The sequence below is a fragment of the Lysobacter terrae genome (assembly GCF_054782215.1).
Genome location: NZ_BAAGSX010000001.1, coordinates 21,462 through 39,348 on the forward strand (window position 1 = coordinate 21,462; position 17,887 = coordinate 39,348).

The following is a 17,887-nucleotide window of genomic DNA, read 5'->3' on the forward strand; positions in this document are numbered from 1 at the left end:
TTGGCCCCATATCCGGGGCCTGATCCCACCTTCGCAGGAGCCCGTTCCATGAGCCTGATCGCCAATTTCGACACCGACCGCGGCACCATCCGCGTGGAGCTGGCCGCCGACAAGGCCCCGCTGACCGTCGCCAATTTCGTCAATCTGGCCCAGCGCGGCTTCTATGACGGCCTCAAGTTCCACCGCGTCATCAACGATTTCATGGTCCAGGGCGGCTGCCCGCTGGGTACCGGCACCGGCGGCCCGGGCTACCGCTTCGAGGACGAGGCCAGCAACGGCCTGCGCCACGAGCGCGGCGTGCTGTCCATGGCCAATGCCGGCCCGAACACCAACGGCAGCCAGTTCTTCATCACCCACGTGCCCTGCGGCTGGCTGGACGGCAAGCACACCGTCTTCGGCAAGGTGCTGGAAGGCCAGGACGTGGTCGATTCGATCAAGCAGGGCGACTTGATCAAGTCGCTGAAGATCGAGGGCGATACCGCGGCGGTGCTGGCCGCCAAGGCCGACCGCGTGGCGGAATGGAACAAGATCCTGGCCGCCTGATCCGCAGCACGGCGGCAGTGGACGGGGGCGCTCAGCGCCCCCGTTCTGTTTCAGGCTTGGCGTTTGCGGGCTTGGAAAACTGCGTGAGCTGCGATGCAACAGCGGCACCGCTACACTATGTAGCTTCCTCCCACAGGTTTTCGCCCCATGCCCCAGCTTGCCCGGCGCATCGGTCGCGCCAAGCCGAGCGCGATCATGCAGGTGGCCGAAAAGGCCAAGCGCCTCAAGGCCGAAGGTCGCGACATCATCAGTTTCTCGATCGGTGTCCCCAACTTTCTTCCCGCCGAGCACGTCTATGCCGCCGCACGCGAGGCGCTGGCCAAGGACAGCGGCCAGTACGGCAGCAATCGCGGCGCCGACGTTCTGCTCGATGCCTTCCTGGCGCACATCCACAAGATCGGCCTTGATGGCTATGCCAAGGTCAATGTCGCCACCGGCATCGGCGCCAAGCACGTGATCTACAACCTGGCCGAGGCGCTGCTCGACGAAGGCGACACCATCGCGTTCCCGACGCCGTACTGGACCAGCTATCTCGACATCGCGGAAATCGTCAACGCGAAGATCGATCTGCTGCCGTGCCCGCCCTCGCAGGACTACAAGCTCGCCCCGGCACAGCTCGAGGCGGCGCTCGCGAAGAAGCCCAAGGTATTCCTGTTCAACAATCCTTCGAATCCGACCGGCATGGTCTATTCGAAGGAGGAAGTCACCGCGCTCGCCGACGTCATCGCGAAGTATCCGGACACCTGGATCATCACCGACGACATCTACAACCGCATGGTGTTCGACGGGGTGGGTTACTACAACTTCGTGCACGCGCGTCCCGAGCTGCGCGATCGCGTGATCTTCATCGACTCGCTGTCCAAGACCTACGGCATGCCGGGCTGGCGCGTGGGGTTCATGGCCGGTCCCGAAGTGGTCGCACAGGCGATCGCGACAATGAACTCCAACCACATCACCAACATCCCGGAAATCGTCACCGCCGCCGCGGTCGCCGCACTGTGCGGCCCGCAGGACGTGCCGGCGCAGAAGTGCGCGGAGTTCCAGGCCAAGCGCGACCAGGTGATGGACGTGATGAATTCGCTGGCCGGTGTGGTCTGCCCGCGGCCGCAGGGCGCGTTCTACGTGTTCCCCGACATCAGCGTCGCCTTTGGCAAGACGCATGGTCCGACCGGCATCAAGATCAACAACGACGTCGACTTCTGCAATGCGTTGCTCGAGGCCAAGGGCGTCGCCTGCGTGCCTGGTTCGGCCTTCGGCGAACCGCGCGCGCTGCGCATCAGCTACACCTGCCCGACGCCGCAGCTGGCGCCGGGTCTGCAGCGCTTCGCCGAGTTTTTCAACGAGCTGCAGTGATCCGCGACGGGCGATTCGTGATTCGCGAGGCGGATCACGAATCACCGGCGCGAGCTGCTTGATCGAATCACACATAACGAACCACGAATCACGGAGTTCCCCATGAAGACCCCCGTCCGCGTTGCCGTCACCGGTGCTGCCGGCCAGATCGGCTATGCCCTGCTGTTCCGCATCGCTTCCGGCGAAATGCTCGGCAAGGACCAGCCCGTCATCCTGCAGATGCTGGAGCTGCCGCTGGAGAAGGCCCAGGCCGCGCTGAAGGGCGTGATGATGGAGCTCGAGGACTGCGCGTTCCCGCTGCTGGCCGGCATGGTCGGCACCGATGACCCGAAGGTCGCGTTCAAGGACGCCGACTACGCCCTGCTGGTCGGCGCGATGCCGCGCGGCCCGGGCATGGAGCGCAAGGATCTGCTGCTGAAGAACGCCGAGATCTTCACCGTGCAGGGCAAGGCGCTGAACGACGTCGCTTCGCGCAACGTCAAGGTGCTGGTCGTGGGCAACCCGGCCAATACCAACGCCTACATCGCCATGAAGTCGGCGCCGTCGCTGCCGGCGAAGAATTTCACCGCGATGCTGCGCCTCGACCACAACCGCGCGCTGTCGCAGCTGGCCAACAAGGCCGGCGTTGCGGTCAAGGACATCAAGAAGATGGTCGTGTGGGGCAACCACAGCCCGACCATGTACCCGGACTACCGCTTCGCCACCGTCGACGGCGCGTCGCTGAAGGACAAGATCAACGACGCCGACTGGAACGCCAACACCTTCATCCCGGTGGTCGGCAAGCGCGGTGCGGCGATCATCGAAGCGCGCGGCCTGTCCTCGGCCGCTTCGGCCGCCAACGCCGCCATCGACCACATGCGCGACTGGGCGCTGGGCACCAACGGCGAGTGGGTGACCATGGGCGTGCCGTCCGACGGCAGCTACGGCATTCCGGAAGGCGTGATGTACGGCGTGCCGGTGACCTGCGCGAACGGCGAATACACCCGCATTGAAGGTCTCCCGGTCGACGACTTCAGCCGCGCGGCGATGGACAAGACCCTCGCCGAGCTCGAAGAAGAACGCGCCGGCGTCGCGCACCTGCTGGGCTGAGCACCAGTGTGATTGGACGAACGGGGCGGCCTTGGCCGCCCTGTTCTTTTTGCGGCTCAGTCTTCGATGTCGCCGCCGGCAGTGGCGGCCGCGACCAGCGGCTCGTCGAGGTCGGTGGCGCTGGGCGGATTGAGCAGCTCGCGCTGCAGCGTCTCGCGATCGAGTTCGTTTTCCCATCGGGCCACCACGATCGTGGCGACGCCGTTGCCGATGAGGTTGGTCATTGCGCGCGCTTCGCTCATGAAGCGGTCGATACCCAATATCAACGCCAGGCCCGCCACGGGCACCGAGGGCACCACGGCCATCGTCGCAGCCAAGGTGATGAAGCCGGCACCGGTGACGCCGGACGCGCCCTTGGAGGTCAGCATCGCCACCGAGAGCAGGGTGATTTCCTGCGTCAGCGTGAGATCCACGTTCAAGGCCTGAGCGACGAAAATCGCGGCCATCGTCAGGTAGATGTTGGTGCCGTCGAGGTTGAAGGAATAGCCGCTGGGGATGACCAGTCCGACCACCGGCCTGGAGCAGCCCAGCCGCTCCAGCTTGCGCATCAGCGGCACCAGCGCCGACTCCGACGACGACGTTCCCAGCACCAGCAACAGCTCGTCGCGGATGTAACGGATGAAGCGCAGGATGCTGAAGCCGCACAACCGCGCGATCGTGCCGAGCACGACAAGGATGAACAACGCGCAGGTCAGGTAGAAGCTGCCCATCAGCTTCGCCAGCGGTCCCAGCGCATCCACGCCGTACCTGCCGATGGTGAAGGCCATGGCTGCGCCCGCACCGATGGGCGCGAGCTTCATGATCATCGCCATCATGCCGAAGAACACCTTCGCGATCGCCTCGAATACGTCGACGACCTGTTCGCCCAGCTTGCCTAGGTGCAGCAGGGCGAAGCCGAACAGAACGGCCAACAGCAGCACTTGCAGTAGGTCGCCATTGCCGGTGAAGGCATCGGTGAAGGTCTTGGGAATGATGTGCAGCAGGAACTCGACCGTGCTCTGTTCCTTGGCGGCCGCCGCGTACTTCGCCACCGCGCCGGCATCCAGCGTGGCCGGGTCCGCGTTGAAGCCGGCGCCCGGCTTGAGCGTGTTGACCACGAGCAGGCCGATCAGCAGCGCGATCGACGACACGACTTCGAAGTAGAGAATCGCCTTGACGCCGACGCGGCCCACCTTCTTGACGTCGGATACGCCGGCGATGCCCAGCACCACGCTGAGGAAGATGATCGGCGCGATCAGCATCTTGACCAGGCCGATGAATGCGTCGCCCAACGGCTTGAGGGCGACGCCGGTCGCGGGGAAGAAATGGCCGATGACACCGCCCAGCACGATCGCGCCGAGCACCCACAGGTAGAAACGCGAGCCGGAGGATTTCATGTCGTGGTTCCGATATGAGCGGGCGGGGACATCTTGGGTCGGGCCGAGCATCCTTTTACCGCGTCCACACGCGTTTGTGCCGGGGTGTGTCACACGCCTAGCCCAGCCCAGCCCGGCCCGGCCGGGAGGGCTGGGCCTGCGCCCCGAGGCGTCACACGGAGCGGGCGAATGGGCCGCGAACGATCTCCCGGCACGCTCGGCTAAAATACCGGCTTCACCAGGAGTTGCCATGACCTCGACGTCCTCCGCCGGCGCACGCTTCCGCGCCGCCGTCAAAGAAGAAGCCCCGCTGCAGGTGATGGGCGCCATCACCGCCTACGCCGGCCTGATGGCCAAGCGCGTGGGCTACAAGGCGCTGTACCTGTCCGGCGGCGGCGTTGCCGCCAACTCGCTGGGCATGCCCGACCTGGGCATCAGCACGATGGAAGACGTGCTCACCGACGCGCGCCGCATTGTCGACGCCACGCAGATGCCGTTGCTGGTCGACATCGATACCGGTTGGGGCGGCGCGTTCAACATCGGGCGCACCATCCGCTCCTTCATCAACGTCGGCGTCGCCGCCGTGCACATGGAAGACCAGGTCGGTCAGAAGCGCTGCGGCCATCGTCCCGGCAAGGAAGTGGTGCCGAAGGAGGAAATGGTCGACCGCGTGAAGGCCGCCGTCGACGCGCGCACGGACGAGAGCTTCGTGATCATGGCGCGTACCGACGCCGCCGCGACCGAAGGCGTCGATGCGGCGATCGAACGCGCCGTCGCCTACGTCGAAGCCGGTGCCGACATGATCTTCCCCGAAGCCATGGCGACGCTCGACGACTATCGCCGTTTCAAGGCCGCGGTGAAGGTGCCGATCCTCGCCAACCTCACCGAGTTCGGCAGCACGCCGTTCTTCACCACCGATGAACTGCGCGACGCGAACGTCGACATTGCGCTGTACTGCTGCGGCGCGTATCGCGCGATGAACAAGGCGGCGCTCAACTTCTACGAAACCGTGCGCCGCGAAGGCACGCAGAAGGGCATCATCGATACGCTGCAGACGCGCGCCGAGCTGTACGACTACCTTGGCTATCACGCTTACGAGGACAAGCTCGACGCGTTGTTCGCACGCGAGAAGTGACGCGCGGCGGGTCGGCCGACGGGGCATGGAAGTGGTTCACGCTGTGCGTGCCCCCCGTAACCTTCCCCGCCGGCGCGTCCTTTCCGCCCGACGACCGCAGCGAGCGCGATAGTGGCCCGCCACGGTCGTTGCGACTTGCCAGTCGCACTGAGGCGCTTACCCCATTTGCTCTGTACAACGTTCCATCCCGGCACGACCGGACAGTAGATCCAGCCGACCGCATGAACGATTCGGTCGCGGCAATTCCAGGAGAAAAAACCATGACAGACTCCGCCCAGGTCCTTCCCAAGGCCAAGAAATCCGTAGCCTTGAGCGGCACGGCCGCCGGTAATACCGCGCTTTGCACCGTCGGTCGCAGCGGCAACGACCTGCACTATCGCGGCTACGACATCCACGACCTCGCCACGAAGTCGACCTTCGAGGAAGTCGCGCATCTGCTGGTGCACGGCGTGCTGCCGACGGTGTCGCAGCTGCAGGCCTACAAGGCCAAGCTCAAGCGCCTACGCGGCCTGCCCGTCATCGTTCAGGAAGCCCTGGAGCTGGTGCCGGCCAATGCGCACCCGATGGACGTGCTGCGCACCGGATGCTCGGTGCTCGGTACCGTGCTGCCGGAACGGGAAAATCATCCTGCCTCGGAAGCGCGCGATATCGCCGACAAGCTGATCGCCAGCTTCGGTTCGATGCTGTTGTACTGGTGGCACTTCACCCGCAACGGCCGCCGCATCGACGTGGAGACCGACGACGATTCCGTCGCCGCGCACTTCCTGCACCTGCTGCACGGCGAGGAGCCCTCGCAACTGCACGCCGACTCGCTGGACAAGTCGCTGATCCTGTACGCCGAGCATGAGTTCAACGCGTCGACCTTCGCCGCGCGCGTGATCGCCGGTACCGGTTCCGACATGCATTCGTGCATCACCGGCGCGATCGGCGCGCTGCGCGGACCCAAGCACGGCGGCGCCAACGAAGTGGCGATGGACATCATCAGCCGCTACGGCAGCGCCGACGAGGCGGAAGCCGATATCCGCGCGCGCATGGAGCGTAAGGAGATCATCATCGGCTTCGGCCATCCGGTGTACACGATCGGCGATCCGCGCAATCCGATCATCAAGGAACTCTCGCGCAAGCTGTGCAAGGACGGCGGCAACCAGACGCTGTTCGACGTGTCCGAGCGCATCGAGAACCTGATGATGGACACCAAGAAGATGTTCCCGAACCTCGATTGGTACTCGGCGTCCGCCTATCACATGATGGGTATCCCGACGCCGATGTTCACGCCGCTGTTCGTGATCGCGCGCACCACCGGCTGGAGCGCGCACGTCATCGAGCAGCGCGAGGACGGCAAGATCATCCGCCCCAGCGCGAATTACGTAGGGCCGGAAGATCGCGAGTACGTTCCGATCGAGAAGCGCTGACGCTTCATCCGAAGAAAAGAAAAAGGCCGCGCGATGCGCGGCCTTTTTTGTTGCGTGCGCGAAGTCCGACTTAGCTCAGCCCTTCCGCCTTCAGCGCCGCTTGCACGCCCGGATCGGCATCCATGCGCTGCTTGAACGCGGCAAGGTTGTCGAGGCCATCCAGATCGATGCCGCAGTTGGCGGCCCAGCGCAGCGTGACGTAGAGATACGGATCGGCATAGCTGCGGAAGCCCGCGAGCCACGGTTGGTCTTGCAGTTGCGCGTCCGCGCGTTCGAACAAGGCGCGCACATTCGCCCGTGCCTGCGACTTCACCGCGTCGTGCTGCGCTTCGTCGGCGATGTAACGCGCGGGACCGAAGATCGGCCTGAAGGCCGGGTGCAGGTCGGAATTCACGAAGGCCAGCCAGCGATTGGCTTCGCCGCGCTGACGTGCGCTGCCGTCGCCGGCGAGGTTCGCCTGCGGCCAGCTGTCGGCGATGTAGCCGAGGATCGCGGCGTTCTGGGTAAGGACGTAGTTGCCATCGCGCAAGGCAGGCACGGCGCCGGCCGGATTGATGGCGAGATATTCGGGCGACTGGCGCTTCTCGCGCGGGACGATCTCGACTTCGAAATCGCCGCCGGTCCATTGCAGTACGATGTGATCGGCGGTGGAGCAGGCGCCGGGCGAAGAATAGAGCTTCATGCAAATCCCCTCAGGCAGGACAACGAGCACTATCGCGCGGAGCCGCCACCGCCTCAATCGCAATGACGAAACAGCGCGTTGCGGACAAAAAAAGATCCGCGCGAGGCGGATCCCAAAATCGGCGAAGTGGACTTCGCTCTTAAAGCGGAACGGTTGAGGGCTGCGTGCGCGAGCGCAGGGCGCTCGACACGGCTCGCCAGGCAGCGTCAGGAATGCCGACGCGGCTTGAGCGACTGCACCTTATAGAAGGTGTGATCGCCGATGGTCGCGACCTGATAGGCGTTGCGCCACGACGGGCTGGCGATGCCCAGGGCGGCGAAGTGGCTGGCGCCCGGCACGATCTCCTTGCGCTGGCCAGCGGGCAGAGCCCAGTTGTTCTCGGCGGCCAACGCCACCGTGACCGCACGCGCCCAGGCTTCGGTATTGCCCAGGCGGGTGGACGGGGAGACCAGCGTCGGGGCGAACTGCTTGTTGGCAGTCACCACGTCGCACACGGTGTTGCCCCACAGGCCGCTGTCGCGGCGGCGCAGGGCGACCTCGGCGACGGCCTGCTGGCCCCGGACCGACTGGTCACGGGCTTCCAGATAGACGGTGGTGCTGAGGCACAGCGAATCGGCGGATTGCGGCGGCAGCACGGAGGCCAGCCACAGGATCCAGGCGAGTTTCATGACGTACTCCTTGCTCCGTTGGCCGGACCGCACTTCGGCATCGTCTCCTTGCGGAGGCGGGCGCCTGGGGCGAAATCGGTATGGCGTTCTAGGGAGGGCGGCACGCTCTCTGGCGTGCTTTGCCCGGGCATCGGGACCGCGTAAATGGACGCGGGCGTTGCGAGGGTGCCGCCGGGGGGGCGGCTGGAAAGTTGGCGCAAGGTAGCGGCGGTTTTCCGAACCAAGCCTGAATCGGTGACCCCGGTCACGGATTGTGCCCGGCGGCCATCGGTGCTAGGCCGCAGCCCTGTTCAGGAAAATAACCTGGGCGAATCAGTGGAACGCGAAGGCATCCAGCGCCAGGGTTCCCAGCTCGTGCGAGCGGTGCAGGACCTCGATTTCGGGCGCCTCGCCGGCCGCACCGATGGCGACGAAGAGCGGCATTAGATGTTCGGTCGTCGGATGCGCGTGCCGGGCGTGGGGCGCCTGGTTCTGCCAGTCGAGCAGGGCGGGCCAGTCGTGGGCGCCCAGCCTTTCGTGCATCCAAGCGGAAAACTCGGCGGCCCAGGGCGCCAGAGGGGCGTCGCGGTGCTGCCAGTCCAAGTCGCCCAGGTTGTGGACGAAGCCGCCCGAGCCGATCACCAGCACGCCTTCCTCGCGAAGCCCGGCCAGGGCGAGACCCAGCGCCCGATGCCGGGCGGCGTCCGCGAACGGATTCACCGACAGGGGAACCACCGGAATGTCGGCCTCCGGATACATACGCCGCAAGGGCACCCACACGCCATGATCGAGGCCATGGCCCGGACGAATCTTGCCCTGGAGATCCGCCTGGGCCAGGCGGGCGACGATCGCTTCCGCCAGCGGCGGCGATCCCGGGGCCGGATAGCGGATCTGATAGAGCGGCTCGGGAAAGCCGCCGAAGTCGTGCACGGTATGCGGCTGGTCGTGTCCGCCCGCCATCGGGCGCTCGGTCAGGAAATGCGCCGACGCCACCACGATCGCGCGCGGACGCGGCAGGGCGGCCCCGAGCCCGTCGAGAAATCGCCCCGCAGGCGAGTCCTCGACTGCCAGCATCGGCGAGCCGTGTGAAAGAAACAGCGTGGGCAGGCGTACGGGAGCGTCCATTGCTTCAGGTTGGCGCTATCGGGCGTAGATTCCAAGCGTGCGGTGCACGTCGGTGTGTTCCCGGGACTGCGGCAATGCCGTAAGTCCGAGCGACGCGATCCGTTCTTCCAACAGGAGCATGTCCGTGGATCACGTCGATGTCCGCTCCGCCGCGCGTCCCGCTCCCGACCGGCCGATGGTCGACATCGCCGATTATGTCGTCGACGACCGGATCGACTCGCCGGAGGCCTTCGAGACCGCGCACTACATGTTGCTCGATTCGCTGGCCTGCGCCGCGTTGGCCATGGATCACGAGGCCTGCGTCCGCCATCTCGGGCCGCTGGTGCCGGGCGCCGACTTGCGCGGCGGTGCGCGCGTGCCGTTCACGACGCACGAACTCGATCCGGCACAGGCGGCCTACAACATCGGTACCCAGATCCGCTGGCTCGACTTCAACGACACGTGGCTGGCGGCGGAGTGGGGGCATCCTTCGGACAATCTCGGGACGATTCTGGCGGTGGCCGACTATCTGGGGCGTCGCGCGGAAAACGCCGGCGAAGCCGTGCCGACGATGGGCGACGTCCTGGCCTACGCCATCAAGGCGCACGAGATCCAGGGCTGTTACGCGCTGCGCAATGCCTTCAATCGGGTCGGCCTCGATCACGTCATCCTCGTGCGCCTGGCCTCGGCGGCGGTGGCGACGCGCATGTTCGGCGGCGGCAAACACGAAGTCGTTACCGCGGTCTCGCACAGCTGGATCGACAACGGCGCGCTGCGCACCTATCGCCACGCGCCCAATACCGGCCCGCGCAAGAGCTGGGCGGCGGGCGATGCCTGCCGCCGCGCGGTGATCCACGCACTCAATGCGATGAAGGGCGTGGTGTCCTATCCCGGCGCGCTGAGCACGCCGGAGTGGGGGTTCTACGACGTGGCGTTCGGCGGCAAGCCGTTCGAGTTCGAGCGTCCGTTCGGCAGCTACGTGATGGAGAACGTGCTCTTCAAGATCAGCTATCCCGCCGAGTTCCACGCGCAGACCGCGGTGGAGTGCGCGATGGCGCTGCATCCCTATGTGCGCGATCGCCTGGACGAGGTCGAACGCGTCGTGCTGGAGACGCAGGAAGCCGGCCTGCGCATCATCGACAAGACCGGCCCGCTCGCGAACTACGCCGACCGCGACCACTGCCTGCAATACATGGTCGCGATACCGCTCATCTTCGGTCGGTTGACCGCGGACGACTACGCAGATGCGGTGGCCGCGGATCCGCGCATCGACGCCCTGCGCGAAAAGATGGTCGTGGCGGAAAACCCGCAGTTCACCGCCGACTACTTCGATCCGGACAAGCGCTACATCGGCAATTCGGTGCAGGTGATCTTCACAGACGGTACCTCCACGCAGAAGGTGTCCATCGATTATCCGATCGGGCATCGCAAGCGCCGTCGCGAAAGCGCTCCACTACTGATGGCGAAGTTCGATGCCGCGATCCAGGCGCGCCTGGCCGACGCCAGCATCGACGCACTGCTTCGACTGGCCAGGCAAAAAGATGAGCTGCGCAGACTTCCAGTGACCGAATTCATGAGGCTGCTGGCGGCATTGCGCTAACGCGCAATCGAGCCCCTGAGTCCTGTGCGAAAACTGGCGGATTTTTCTGTTTTTTAACGTCGTCTTCACCGCGGCGCACATAGCCTGCGGCCTGTCGTTCAGCAAGTCATAGTTTTCAGGCCGCCTCGGGCTTCCTTCTCTTCAAGGAGCAGAAAAGATGAACAAGAAACTCCTATGCGCCGCTCTGTTGGGCGGCTTGAGCCTCGCGCAGGCGGCACAGGCGCAGGACTTCGACGATCGCTGGTACCTGACGGGTTCCGCCGGTTTCAACATGCAGGACAACGATCGCGGCACCCGCAATGCGCCGTTCGTCGGCCTGGGCGTCGGCAAGTTCATCAGCGACAACTGGTCGCTGGATGCCGAGCTGAACTATCAGAACCCGAAGTTCGACGACAACCAGGATCTGCTTTGGAGCCAGTACGGCATCTCGGTGGACCTGCGTCGCCACTTCATCGCCGAAGGCCGCAACTGGAACCCGTACGTCCTGATGGGCCTGGGCTACCAGCGTTCGGAAGAAGAGTTCGACGCGTTCCCGAGCGTGGACTCGCCCGGCCAGCGCGAAGACGGCAACCTGGCGGCCAAGGTCGGTGTCGGTATGCAGGGCGATATGGGCCGCTACGGCATCCGCGCCGAGCTGGCCTATCGCGCCGATTTCGACGACCAGAGCGTCGCAGCCCCGGACGAAGACCAGTTCGGCGACTTCCTCGCGTCGGTCGGCATCATCGTGCCGCTGGGGGCTGAGCCCGCCGCGGCCGCTCCGCCGCCCCCGCCGCCCGCCGAGAACTGCGCCGACAAGGACGACGACGGCGACGGCGTGAACAACTGCGACGACAAGTGCCCGGGTTCGCAGGCCGGCCAGACGATCGGTCCGGACGGTTGCCCGGTGCCGGTGTCGATCGACCTGAAGGGCGTGAACTTCGACTTCGACAAGTCGACGCTGCGTCCGGATGCCGTGCAGATCCTCGGCGAGGCCGTCGAGATCTTCAAGCGCTATCCCGAACTGAAGGCCGAAGTGGCCGGTCACACCGACCAGTGCGGCAGCGACGCTTACAACCAGGCGCTGTCGGAGCGTCGTGCACGCGCCGTGTACGACTACCTGACCAGCAACGGCATCGACGGTTCGCGTCTGACCGGTCCGAACGGCTACGGCGAAAGCCGTCCGCTGGAAGACCTGGGCCAGAAGTCGCCGGCGTGCAAGAGCGAGCGCAATCGCCGCACCGAGCTGAACGTCCAGAACTGAGGGGAGCTACGGCGCTAACCCACGTCCAGGGAAGGCGCCTTCCAGGGGCGGAACCGAAGCCCGGCCTTGCGCCGGGCTTCGCTTTTCTGGAAAGCTGAATGGCGGGTTAGGTCAGGCAGTTGGAGTGCTACGTTAAGCGTTGTTAACAAACGCAGCTCAAGGTGTATGATCCCCCGGCCAGAGATCGTGAATGGGGGTCACGCTTGCTGGACCATCCCGGTCACAGTTTCAGTGGTGCCGTGAGATTTCCCGACATTTCTAAGGAGTCAGAAAGATGAAGATCCGCTTGTTGAGCACAGCTCTGCTCGCTGGCCTGGCGTTTGCGCAGACGGCCAACGCGCAGGATTTCGATGACCGCTGGTACCTCACGGGTTCCGCCGGTTTCAACATGCAGGACAACGATCGCGGCACGCGCAATGCGCCGTTCGTGGGCCTGGGTGTCGGCAAGTTCATCAGCGACAACTGGTCGCTGGATGGCGAGCTGAATTATCAGAATCCGCATAACGACGCCAACCAGGACCTTAACTGGAGCCAGTACGGCGTCTCGCTCGACCTGCGTCGCCACTTCATCGCCGAAGGCCGCAACTGGAACCCGTACGTCCTGATGGGCCTGGGCTACCAGCGTTCGGAAGAAGAATTCGATGCGTCGCCGAGCGTGAACTCGCCGGGCGAGCGCGAAGACGGCAACCTCGCCGCCAAGGTCGGTATCGGTATGCAGGGCGACATGGGCAGCTACGGCGTCCGCACCGAGCTGGCCTACCGCGCTGATTTCGACGACCAGAGCGTGAACGCTCCGGGCGAAGATTCCTTCGGTGACTTCCTGGCTTCGGTCGGCATCATCGTGCCGCTGGGCGCCGCTGCCGCTCCGGCCGCTGTTGCTCCGACGCCGCCGCCGGCTGAAAACTGCGCCGACAAGGACGACGACGGCGACGGCGTGAACAACTGCGACGACAAGTGCCCGGGTTCGCAGGCCGGCCAGACGATCGGTCCGGACGGTTGCCCGGTGCCGGTGTCGATCGACCTGAAGGGCGTGAACTTCGACTTCGACAAGTCGACGCTGCGTCCGGATGCCGTGCAGATCCTTGGCGAAGCCGTCGAGATCTTCAAGCGCTATCCGGAACTGAAGGCCGAAGTGGCCGGTCACACCGACCAGTGCGGCAGCGACGCTTACAACCAGGCGCTGTCGGAGCGTCGTGCACGCGCCGTGTACGACTACCTGACCAGCAACGGCATCGACGGTTCGCGTCTGACGGGTCCGAACGGCTACGGCGAAAGCCGTCCGCTGGAAGACCTGGGCCAGAAGTCGCCGGCGTGCAAGAGCGAGCGCAACCGCCGCACCGAGCTGAACGTCCAGAACTAATCTGGAATCAGCAGCAGTACATCGAAGCCCGGCATTCGCCGGGCTTCGTTTTTTGAATCCCGGCGAATGCCGGGCTTCGTTTTTTCGGAATGCTCCCAATCGCGCGCACGAGGCTCTGCACGTGGCGCAATGCGCATCCGCGCTACACTCGCGACGGAATCGATTTTGCGGAGACGGCATGAAGCGCCTGACATTCGGATTGATGCTGTTGGGCCTTGCAGGCGCCGTGCATGCGCAGTCCAGCCAGTGCGCGTCGGTGGGAGCCGGCCTCCCGGTGCAGCCGACCATGCTCGCGCCGCTGTCGCCCGAGCTGGTGGCGCCCCGACACCAGTTGGGGGCACCGACCGGTGTCCTGGCTCAAGCGTTCGATGAGTCGTTGGGCGTAGACAACGTGCTCCTGCGCCAGCGACTGCAGAGCTGCCTGGCCCTGGCCAAGGCGCCCTCGGCAACATCGCCCGCGCTGCCTTCCTCGTCCAACCCGGCGGCCTACAAGCCGAAGACGCAGTTCGACAATACGCCGTGGCGCTTCGACATGAGCCAGAACGGCAAGCGCATGACCGCCGAAGAGTTCGATGCCTGGATGAAGGCGCGCGGTGTGCGCGTGGCCAAGGGGGCGGGAACCACGCCGACACCCGTCGAGCCGCCCAAGCCGCCGGAAAAGAAGAAGTAAGACGGCGAGCCGCGAATGAAGACGAGCGTGCCGCGCCATGGACTGGCCCGCGCGCTGTCGAAGCGCGGCGTGTGTTCGCGGACGGAAGCCGCGCGCTGGATCGCCGCCGGCCGGGTGAGCGTCGATGGGCGCGTGGTGCGCGATCCCGAATTCCCGATCAGCGCCGATGGACGCCAGCGCATTCTCGTCGACGGCCAAGGATTGGCGGACGCCACGCGCTTTTACGTGATGCTCAACAAACCGCGCGGCCTGGTCACCACGGCCCGCGACGAACGCGGGCGCGACACGGTCTACCGTTGTTTCGAAGGCGCGCAGATCGATGGCGAGGCCTTGCCGTGGCTGGCTCCGGTCGGGCGCCTGGATCAGGCCAGCGAAGGCCTGCTGTTGTTCTGCAACGATCCGGAGTGGGCGGCGCGCATCACCGATCCGCTGACCGGTCCGGACAAGACCTATCACGTCCAGATCGACACGCTTCCGGACGAATCGCTACTGGCCGCACTGGAGCGGGGCGTCGATCATGAGGGCGAGCGCCTGCGCGCGAAATCGGCGCGCCTGCTGCGCGCCGGCGAACGCAATGCATGGATCGAAGTCGTGCTCGACGAAGGCCGCAACCGGCAGATCCGCCGATTGCTGGCGGCCTTCGACATCGGTGTGCTGAGGCTGGTGCGCGTCGCCATCGGCGATCTGGTGCTGGGTGAGCTGCCCAAGGGGCAATGGCGACGACTGAGCGAAGCCGAGATCGCGCGACTGCGATAGCGAAGGCCGCCGCCTGAACGATCCCGGCGTGAATATGTGCGCCAAGCCACGTATTCATCAGCCTGGGCGCGAAGCGCGCCACGCCGTTTTCGCAAAATGTGCCTGTTCGCACCCTTTTTTACGGCTTGGCCGTGGTCTCTTACACCCCATACCCGACGGACGGGGATTAGGGGAATACCTCATGCGCAAGATCCTGGTGGCACTGCCGTGCCTGCTCTTCAGCGGCGTCCTTCTCGCGAAGGAAGCCCCCATGCTCGATATGCGCCACGGCGCCGATGGCGTCCTGATGGCGACCGCACTCGATGGCAGCCATGCCAAGAGCGCGCCGGCCATCCGCATGGACGGCACGGTCGAAGCAGCCGCCCCGACCAAGAAAAAGAAGGCCAAGGCCGCCGCGAAGCCGGCGGCCCCGAGCACCACCCTGGCGCCGGAGAGCAAGCGCTTCAACATGACGCAGGACGGCAAGAAGATGACCGCCGACGATTTCGACGCGTGGATGAAGAAGAACGGCTACCGCGTCGCCACCGGTGCGCCAGCCAAGGCGAAGGAAGAAGAGCCGAAGAAGGGCTCCAAGTAATCCAGGCCAAAAACGAAACGCCCCGCGGCCTGAGCCGCGGGGCGTTTTTCTTTGCACGGTTCGAAGTGGCGATGCGCCGGGCTTCGCGAATCAGCTCTTGATGACGCCCAGCTCGCGGCCGATCTTGATGAACGCCGCGATCGCGCGGTCCAGGTGTTCGCGCGTATGCGCCGCCGACATCTGCGTGCGGATGCGCGCCTGCCCCTGCGGGACGACCGGGAAGAAGAAGCCGATCGCGTAGATCCCTTCCTCCAGCAGACGTGCGGCGAACTTCTGCGCCAGCGGCGCGTCGTACAGCATCACCGGCGAGATCGGATGCACGCCCGGCTTCACGTCGAAGCCGGCGGCGGTCATCTGCTCGCGGAAGTAGGCGGTGTTCGCGGCCAGCTGCTCGCGCAGGTCGCCGGCGGCGGAGAGCATCTCGAAAGCCTTGATGCCCGCGGCGACCACGTGCGGCGGCAGCGAGTTGGAGAACAGATACGGGCGCGAGCGCTGGCGCAGCAGTTCGATCACTTCCTTTTTCGCGGTGGTGAAACCGCCCAGCGCGCCGCCCATCGCCTTGCCCAGCGTGCCGGTGAAGATGTCGATCTTGTCCATCACGCCCTTCACTTCGGCGGAGCCGCGGCCGGTCTTGCCGAGAAAGCCGGTGGCATGGCATTCGTCGATGTGCACCAGGGCGCCGTACTTCTTGGCGAGCGCGGTGATCTCGTCGAGCGGGGCAATGAAGCCGTCCATCGAGAACACACCGTCGGTGGTGATCATGATGGTGCGGGCGCCATCGGCCTTGGCCTGCTGCAGCTGCTTCTCCAGGTCGGCCATGTCGCTGTTGGCGTAGCGATAGCGCTTGGCCTTGCACAGGCGCACGCCGTCGATGATCGAGGCGTGGTTGAGTGCGTCGGAGATGATCGCGTCCTTCTCGTCCAGCAGCGGCTCGAACAGCCCGCCGTTGGCGTCGAAGCAGGCGGCATAGAGGATCGTGTCCTCGGTGCCGAAGAAGTCGGCGATCGTCTTCTCCAACTGCTTGTGCAAGTCCTGGGTGCCACAGATGAAGCGCACCGAGGCCATCCCGAAACCGTGCGTGTCGAGCGCTTCCTTTGCCGCCGCGATTACATCGGGATGATCGGCCAGGCCGAGGTAGTTATTGGCGCAGAAGTTCAGCACCGTGCGCCCGTCTTCGAGCGTGATCTCGGCAGACTGCGGCGAGGTGATGATGCGTTCGGACTTGAACAGCCCGGCAGCGCGGATTTCGTCGAGGGTCTCGGCGTAACGTTGCGTCAGCGACATGGCGTGTCCTCAGTTCCAGCTCAGCACGACCTTGCCGGCCTTGCCCGATTCCATCAGTTCGAAACCCTGCTGGAACTCGTCGATCGGCAGCTGGTGCGTCAGCACCTTGCCGAGCGGGAAGCCACCCTGCACGAGCTGCGTCATCTTGTACCAGGTCTCGTACATGCGGCGGCCGTAGATGCCTTGCAGGGTGAGGCCCTTGAAGATGACCTTGTCCCAGTCGGCGCCGGCGCCCTTGGGCATGATGCCGAGCATCGCGATCTTGCCGCCGTGGTACATGCAGTCGAGCATGTCGTTGAAGGCGCGCGGATTGCCGCTCATTTCCAGGCCCACGTCGAAGCCTTCCATGTGCAGGTCCTTCATCACGTCCTTGAGCGAGGTGTTGGTGACGTTGACCACGCGCGTCGCGCCCATGTCGGCGGCGAGCTTGAGGCGATAGTCGTTGACGTCGGTCACCACGACATTACGCGCACCGATGTGCTTGCAGATGCCGGCCGCGATGATGCCGATCGGGCCGGCACCGGTGATCAGCACGTCTTCGCCGACGACGTCGAACTCCAGCGCGCAGTGCGCGGCGTTGCCATAGGGATCGAAGAACGCCGCCAGTTCGCTCGGGATCTGGTCGGGGATCGGCCACAGGTTCGACGCCGGCATGACGATGTATTCGGCGAATGCACCGTTGCGGGTCACGCCGATGCCGACGGTGTTCGGGCACAGGTGCTGGCGGCCGGCGCGGCAGTTGCGGCAGTGGCCGCAGACGATGTGGCCTTCGGCCGACACGCGCTGATTGAGCTTGTAGCCGGTGACGCCCGGGCCCATGTCGACGATGCGGCCGACGAACTCATGGCCGATCACCAGGCCGGGCTTGATCGTGCGCTGGCTCCACTCGTCCCACAGGTAGATGTGCAGGTCGGTGCCGCAGATCGCGGTCTTCTCCAGTTTGATCAGCACTTCGTTCGGGCCGGGCGTCGGCACCGGCACCTGTTCCATCCAGATGCCCTTGGCGGCTTCGCGCTTGACCAGCGCCTTCATCGTTTGCGACATGGGGATTGCCTTGCTTGATTGCTTCGTAGGATTGCC

At 65.2% G+C, this 17,887-nt stretch carries 17 protein-coding genes; 11 read left to right on the top strand and 6 right to left on the bottom strand.

Going from position 1 to position 17,887, the window contains the following annotated elements:
- Nucleotides 1-48 precede the first annotated feature (48 nt).
- From ACYVJ8_RS00170 to ACYVJ8_RS00180, 3 genes are all read left to right on the top strand, one after another.
- On the top strand, nt 49-543 hold the full coding sequence (locus tag ACYVJ8_RS00170; protein ID WP_460708601.1) for a peptidylprolyl isomerase: 495 nt from the start codon (nt 49-51) through the stop codon (nt 541-543).
- A 147-nt stretch (nt 544-690) separates the two neighbouring features.
- Complete coding sequence (locus tag ACYVJ8_RS00175; RefSeq protein WP_460708603.1) at nt 691-1,896, top strand: pyridoxal phosphate-dependent aminotransferase; 1,206 nt, start codon at nt 691-693, stop codon at nt 1,894-1,896.
- A 102-nt stretch (nt 1,897-1,998) separates the two neighbouring features.
- Nucleotides 1,999-2,985 (top strand): malate dehydrogenase, encoded by a 987-nt coding sequence (locus ACYVJ8_RS00180; RefSeq protein ID WP_460708605.1) that lies wholly within the window; start codon nt 1,999-2,001, stop codon nt 2,983-2,985.
- Nucleotides 2,986-3,041: 56 nt separating this feature from the next.
- Here the strand turns inward: ACYVJ8_RS00180 and ACYVJ8_RS00185 are convergent, their stop codons facing one another.
- Entirely contained in the window at nt 3,042-4,361 is a 1,320-nt protein-coding gene (locus tag ACYVJ8_RS00185) for a dicarboxylate/amino acid:cation symporter (protein WP_460708607.1), read from the bottom strand.
- A 229-nt stretch (nt 4,362-4,590) separates the two neighbouring features.
- Here ACYVJ8_RS00185 and prpB point away from each other — a divergent pair, with 229 nt between their 5' ends.
- A complete protein-coding gene (gene prpB, locus ACYVJ8_RS00190) occupies nt 4,591-5,475 on the top strand; it encodes a methylisocitrate lyase (protein WP_460708609.1) in 885 nt (294 codons plus the stop codon).
- A gap of 260 nt (nt 5,476-5,735) precedes the next feature.
- Nucleotides 5,736-6,887, top strand: coding sequence for a bifunctional 2-methylcitrate synthase/citrate synthase (prpC, locus tag ACYVJ8_RS00195; RefSeq protein ID WP_460708611.1), 1,152 nt, complete (start codon nt 5,736-5,738; stop codon nt 6,885-6,887).
- A gap of 70 nt (nt 6,888-6,957) precedes the next feature.
- Here the strand turns inward: prpC and ACYVJ8_RS00200 are convergent, their stop codons facing one another.
- The 3 genes from ACYVJ8_RS00200 to ACYVJ8_RS00210 form a co-directional block, all read right to left on the bottom strand.
- Entirely contained in the window at nt 6,958-7,569 is a 612-nt protein-coding gene (locus ACYVJ8_RS00200) for a glutathione S-transferase N-terminal domain-containing protein (protein ID WP_460708613.1), read from the bottom strand.
- 206 nt (nt 7,570-7,775) lie between these two features.
- Nucleotides 7,776-8,237, bottom strand: coding sequence for a cell wall hydrolase (locus ACYVJ8_RS00205; protein ID WP_460708615.1), 462 nt, complete (start codon nt 8,235-8,237; stop codon nt 7,776-7,778).
- 312 nt (nt 8,238-8,549) lie between these two features.
- A complete protein-coding gene (locus tag ACYVJ8_RS00210; protein ID WP_460708617.1) occupies nt 8,550-9,341 on the bottom strand; it encodes a DODA-type extradiol aromatic ring-opening family dioxygenase in 792 nt (263 codons plus the stop codon).
- 118 nt (nt 9,342-9,459) lie between these two features.
- Here ACYVJ8_RS00210 and ACYVJ8_RS00215 point away from each other — a divergent pair, with 118 nt between their 5' ends.
- The 6 genes from ACYVJ8_RS00215 to ACYVJ8_RS00240 all read left to right on the top strand — a co-directional run bounded on the left by ACYVJ8_RS00215 (nt 9,460) and on the right by ACYVJ8_RS00240 (nt 15,523).
- On the top strand, nt 9,460-10,920 hold the full coding sequence (locus ACYVJ8_RS00215; RefSeq protein ID WP_460708619.1) for a bifunctional 2-methylcitrate dehydratase/aconitate hydratase: 1,461 nt from the start codon (nt 9,460-9,462) through the stop codon (nt 10,918-10,920).
- A gap of 157 nt (nt 10,921-11,077) precedes the next feature.
- Nucleotides 11,078-12,160 (top strand): OmpA family protein, encoded by a 1,083-nt coding sequence (locus ACYVJ8_RS00220; RefSeq protein ID WP_460708621.1) that lies wholly within the window; start codon nt 11,078-11,080, stop codon nt 12,158-12,160.
- A 274-nt stretch (nt 12,161-12,434) separates the two neighbouring features.
- Entirely contained in the window at nt 12,435-13,520 is a 1,086-nt protein-coding gene (locus ACYVJ8_RS00225) for an OmpA family protein (RefSeq protein WP_460708623.1), read from the top strand.
- Between the two features lie 178 nt (nt 13,521-13,698).
- Nucleotides 13,699-14,190, top strand: coding sequence for a hypothetical protein (locus ACYVJ8_RS00230; RefSeq protein ID WP_460708625.1), 492 nt, complete (start codon nt 13,699-13,701; stop codon nt 14,188-14,190).
- 15 nt (nt 14,191-14,205) lie between these two features.
- On the top strand, nt 14,206-14,946 hold the full coding sequence (locus tag ACYVJ8_RS00235) for a pseudouridine synthase (RefSeq protein ID WP_460708627.1): 741 nt from the start codon (nt 14,206-14,208) through the stop codon (nt 14,944-14,946).
- Nucleotides 14,947-15,127: 181 nt separating this feature from the next.
- Nucleotides 15,128-15,523: a hypothetical protein gene (locus tag ACYVJ8_RS00240; protein WP_460708629.1), complete on the top strand. Its 396-nt coding sequence runs from the start codon at nt 15,128-15,130 to the stop codon at nt 15,521-15,523.
- A 90-nt stretch (nt 15,524-15,613) separates the two neighbouring features.
- Here ACYVJ8_RS00240 and kbl read toward each other — a convergent pair whose 3' ends face one another.
- Together kbl and tdh are read right to left on the bottom strand one after the other, a co-directional pair.
- Nucleotides 15,614-16,807 carry a glycine C-acetyltransferase gene (gene kbl, locus ACYVJ8_RS00245; protein ID WP_460708631.1) on the bottom strand — a complete coding sequence of 398 codons (1,194 nt, stop codon included), beginning with the start codon at nt 16,805-16,807 and terminating at the stop codon, nt 15,614-15,616.
- Nucleotides 16,808-16,816: 9 nt separating this feature from the next.
- Nucleotides 16,817-17,851 (bottom strand): L-threonine 3-dehydrogenase, encoded by a 1,035-nt coding sequence (gene tdh / locus ACYVJ8_RS00250; protein WP_460708633.1) that lies wholly within the window; start codon nt 17,849-17,851, stop codon nt 16,817-16,819.
- Between the last annotated feature and the right edge of the window lie 36 nt (nt 17,852-17,887).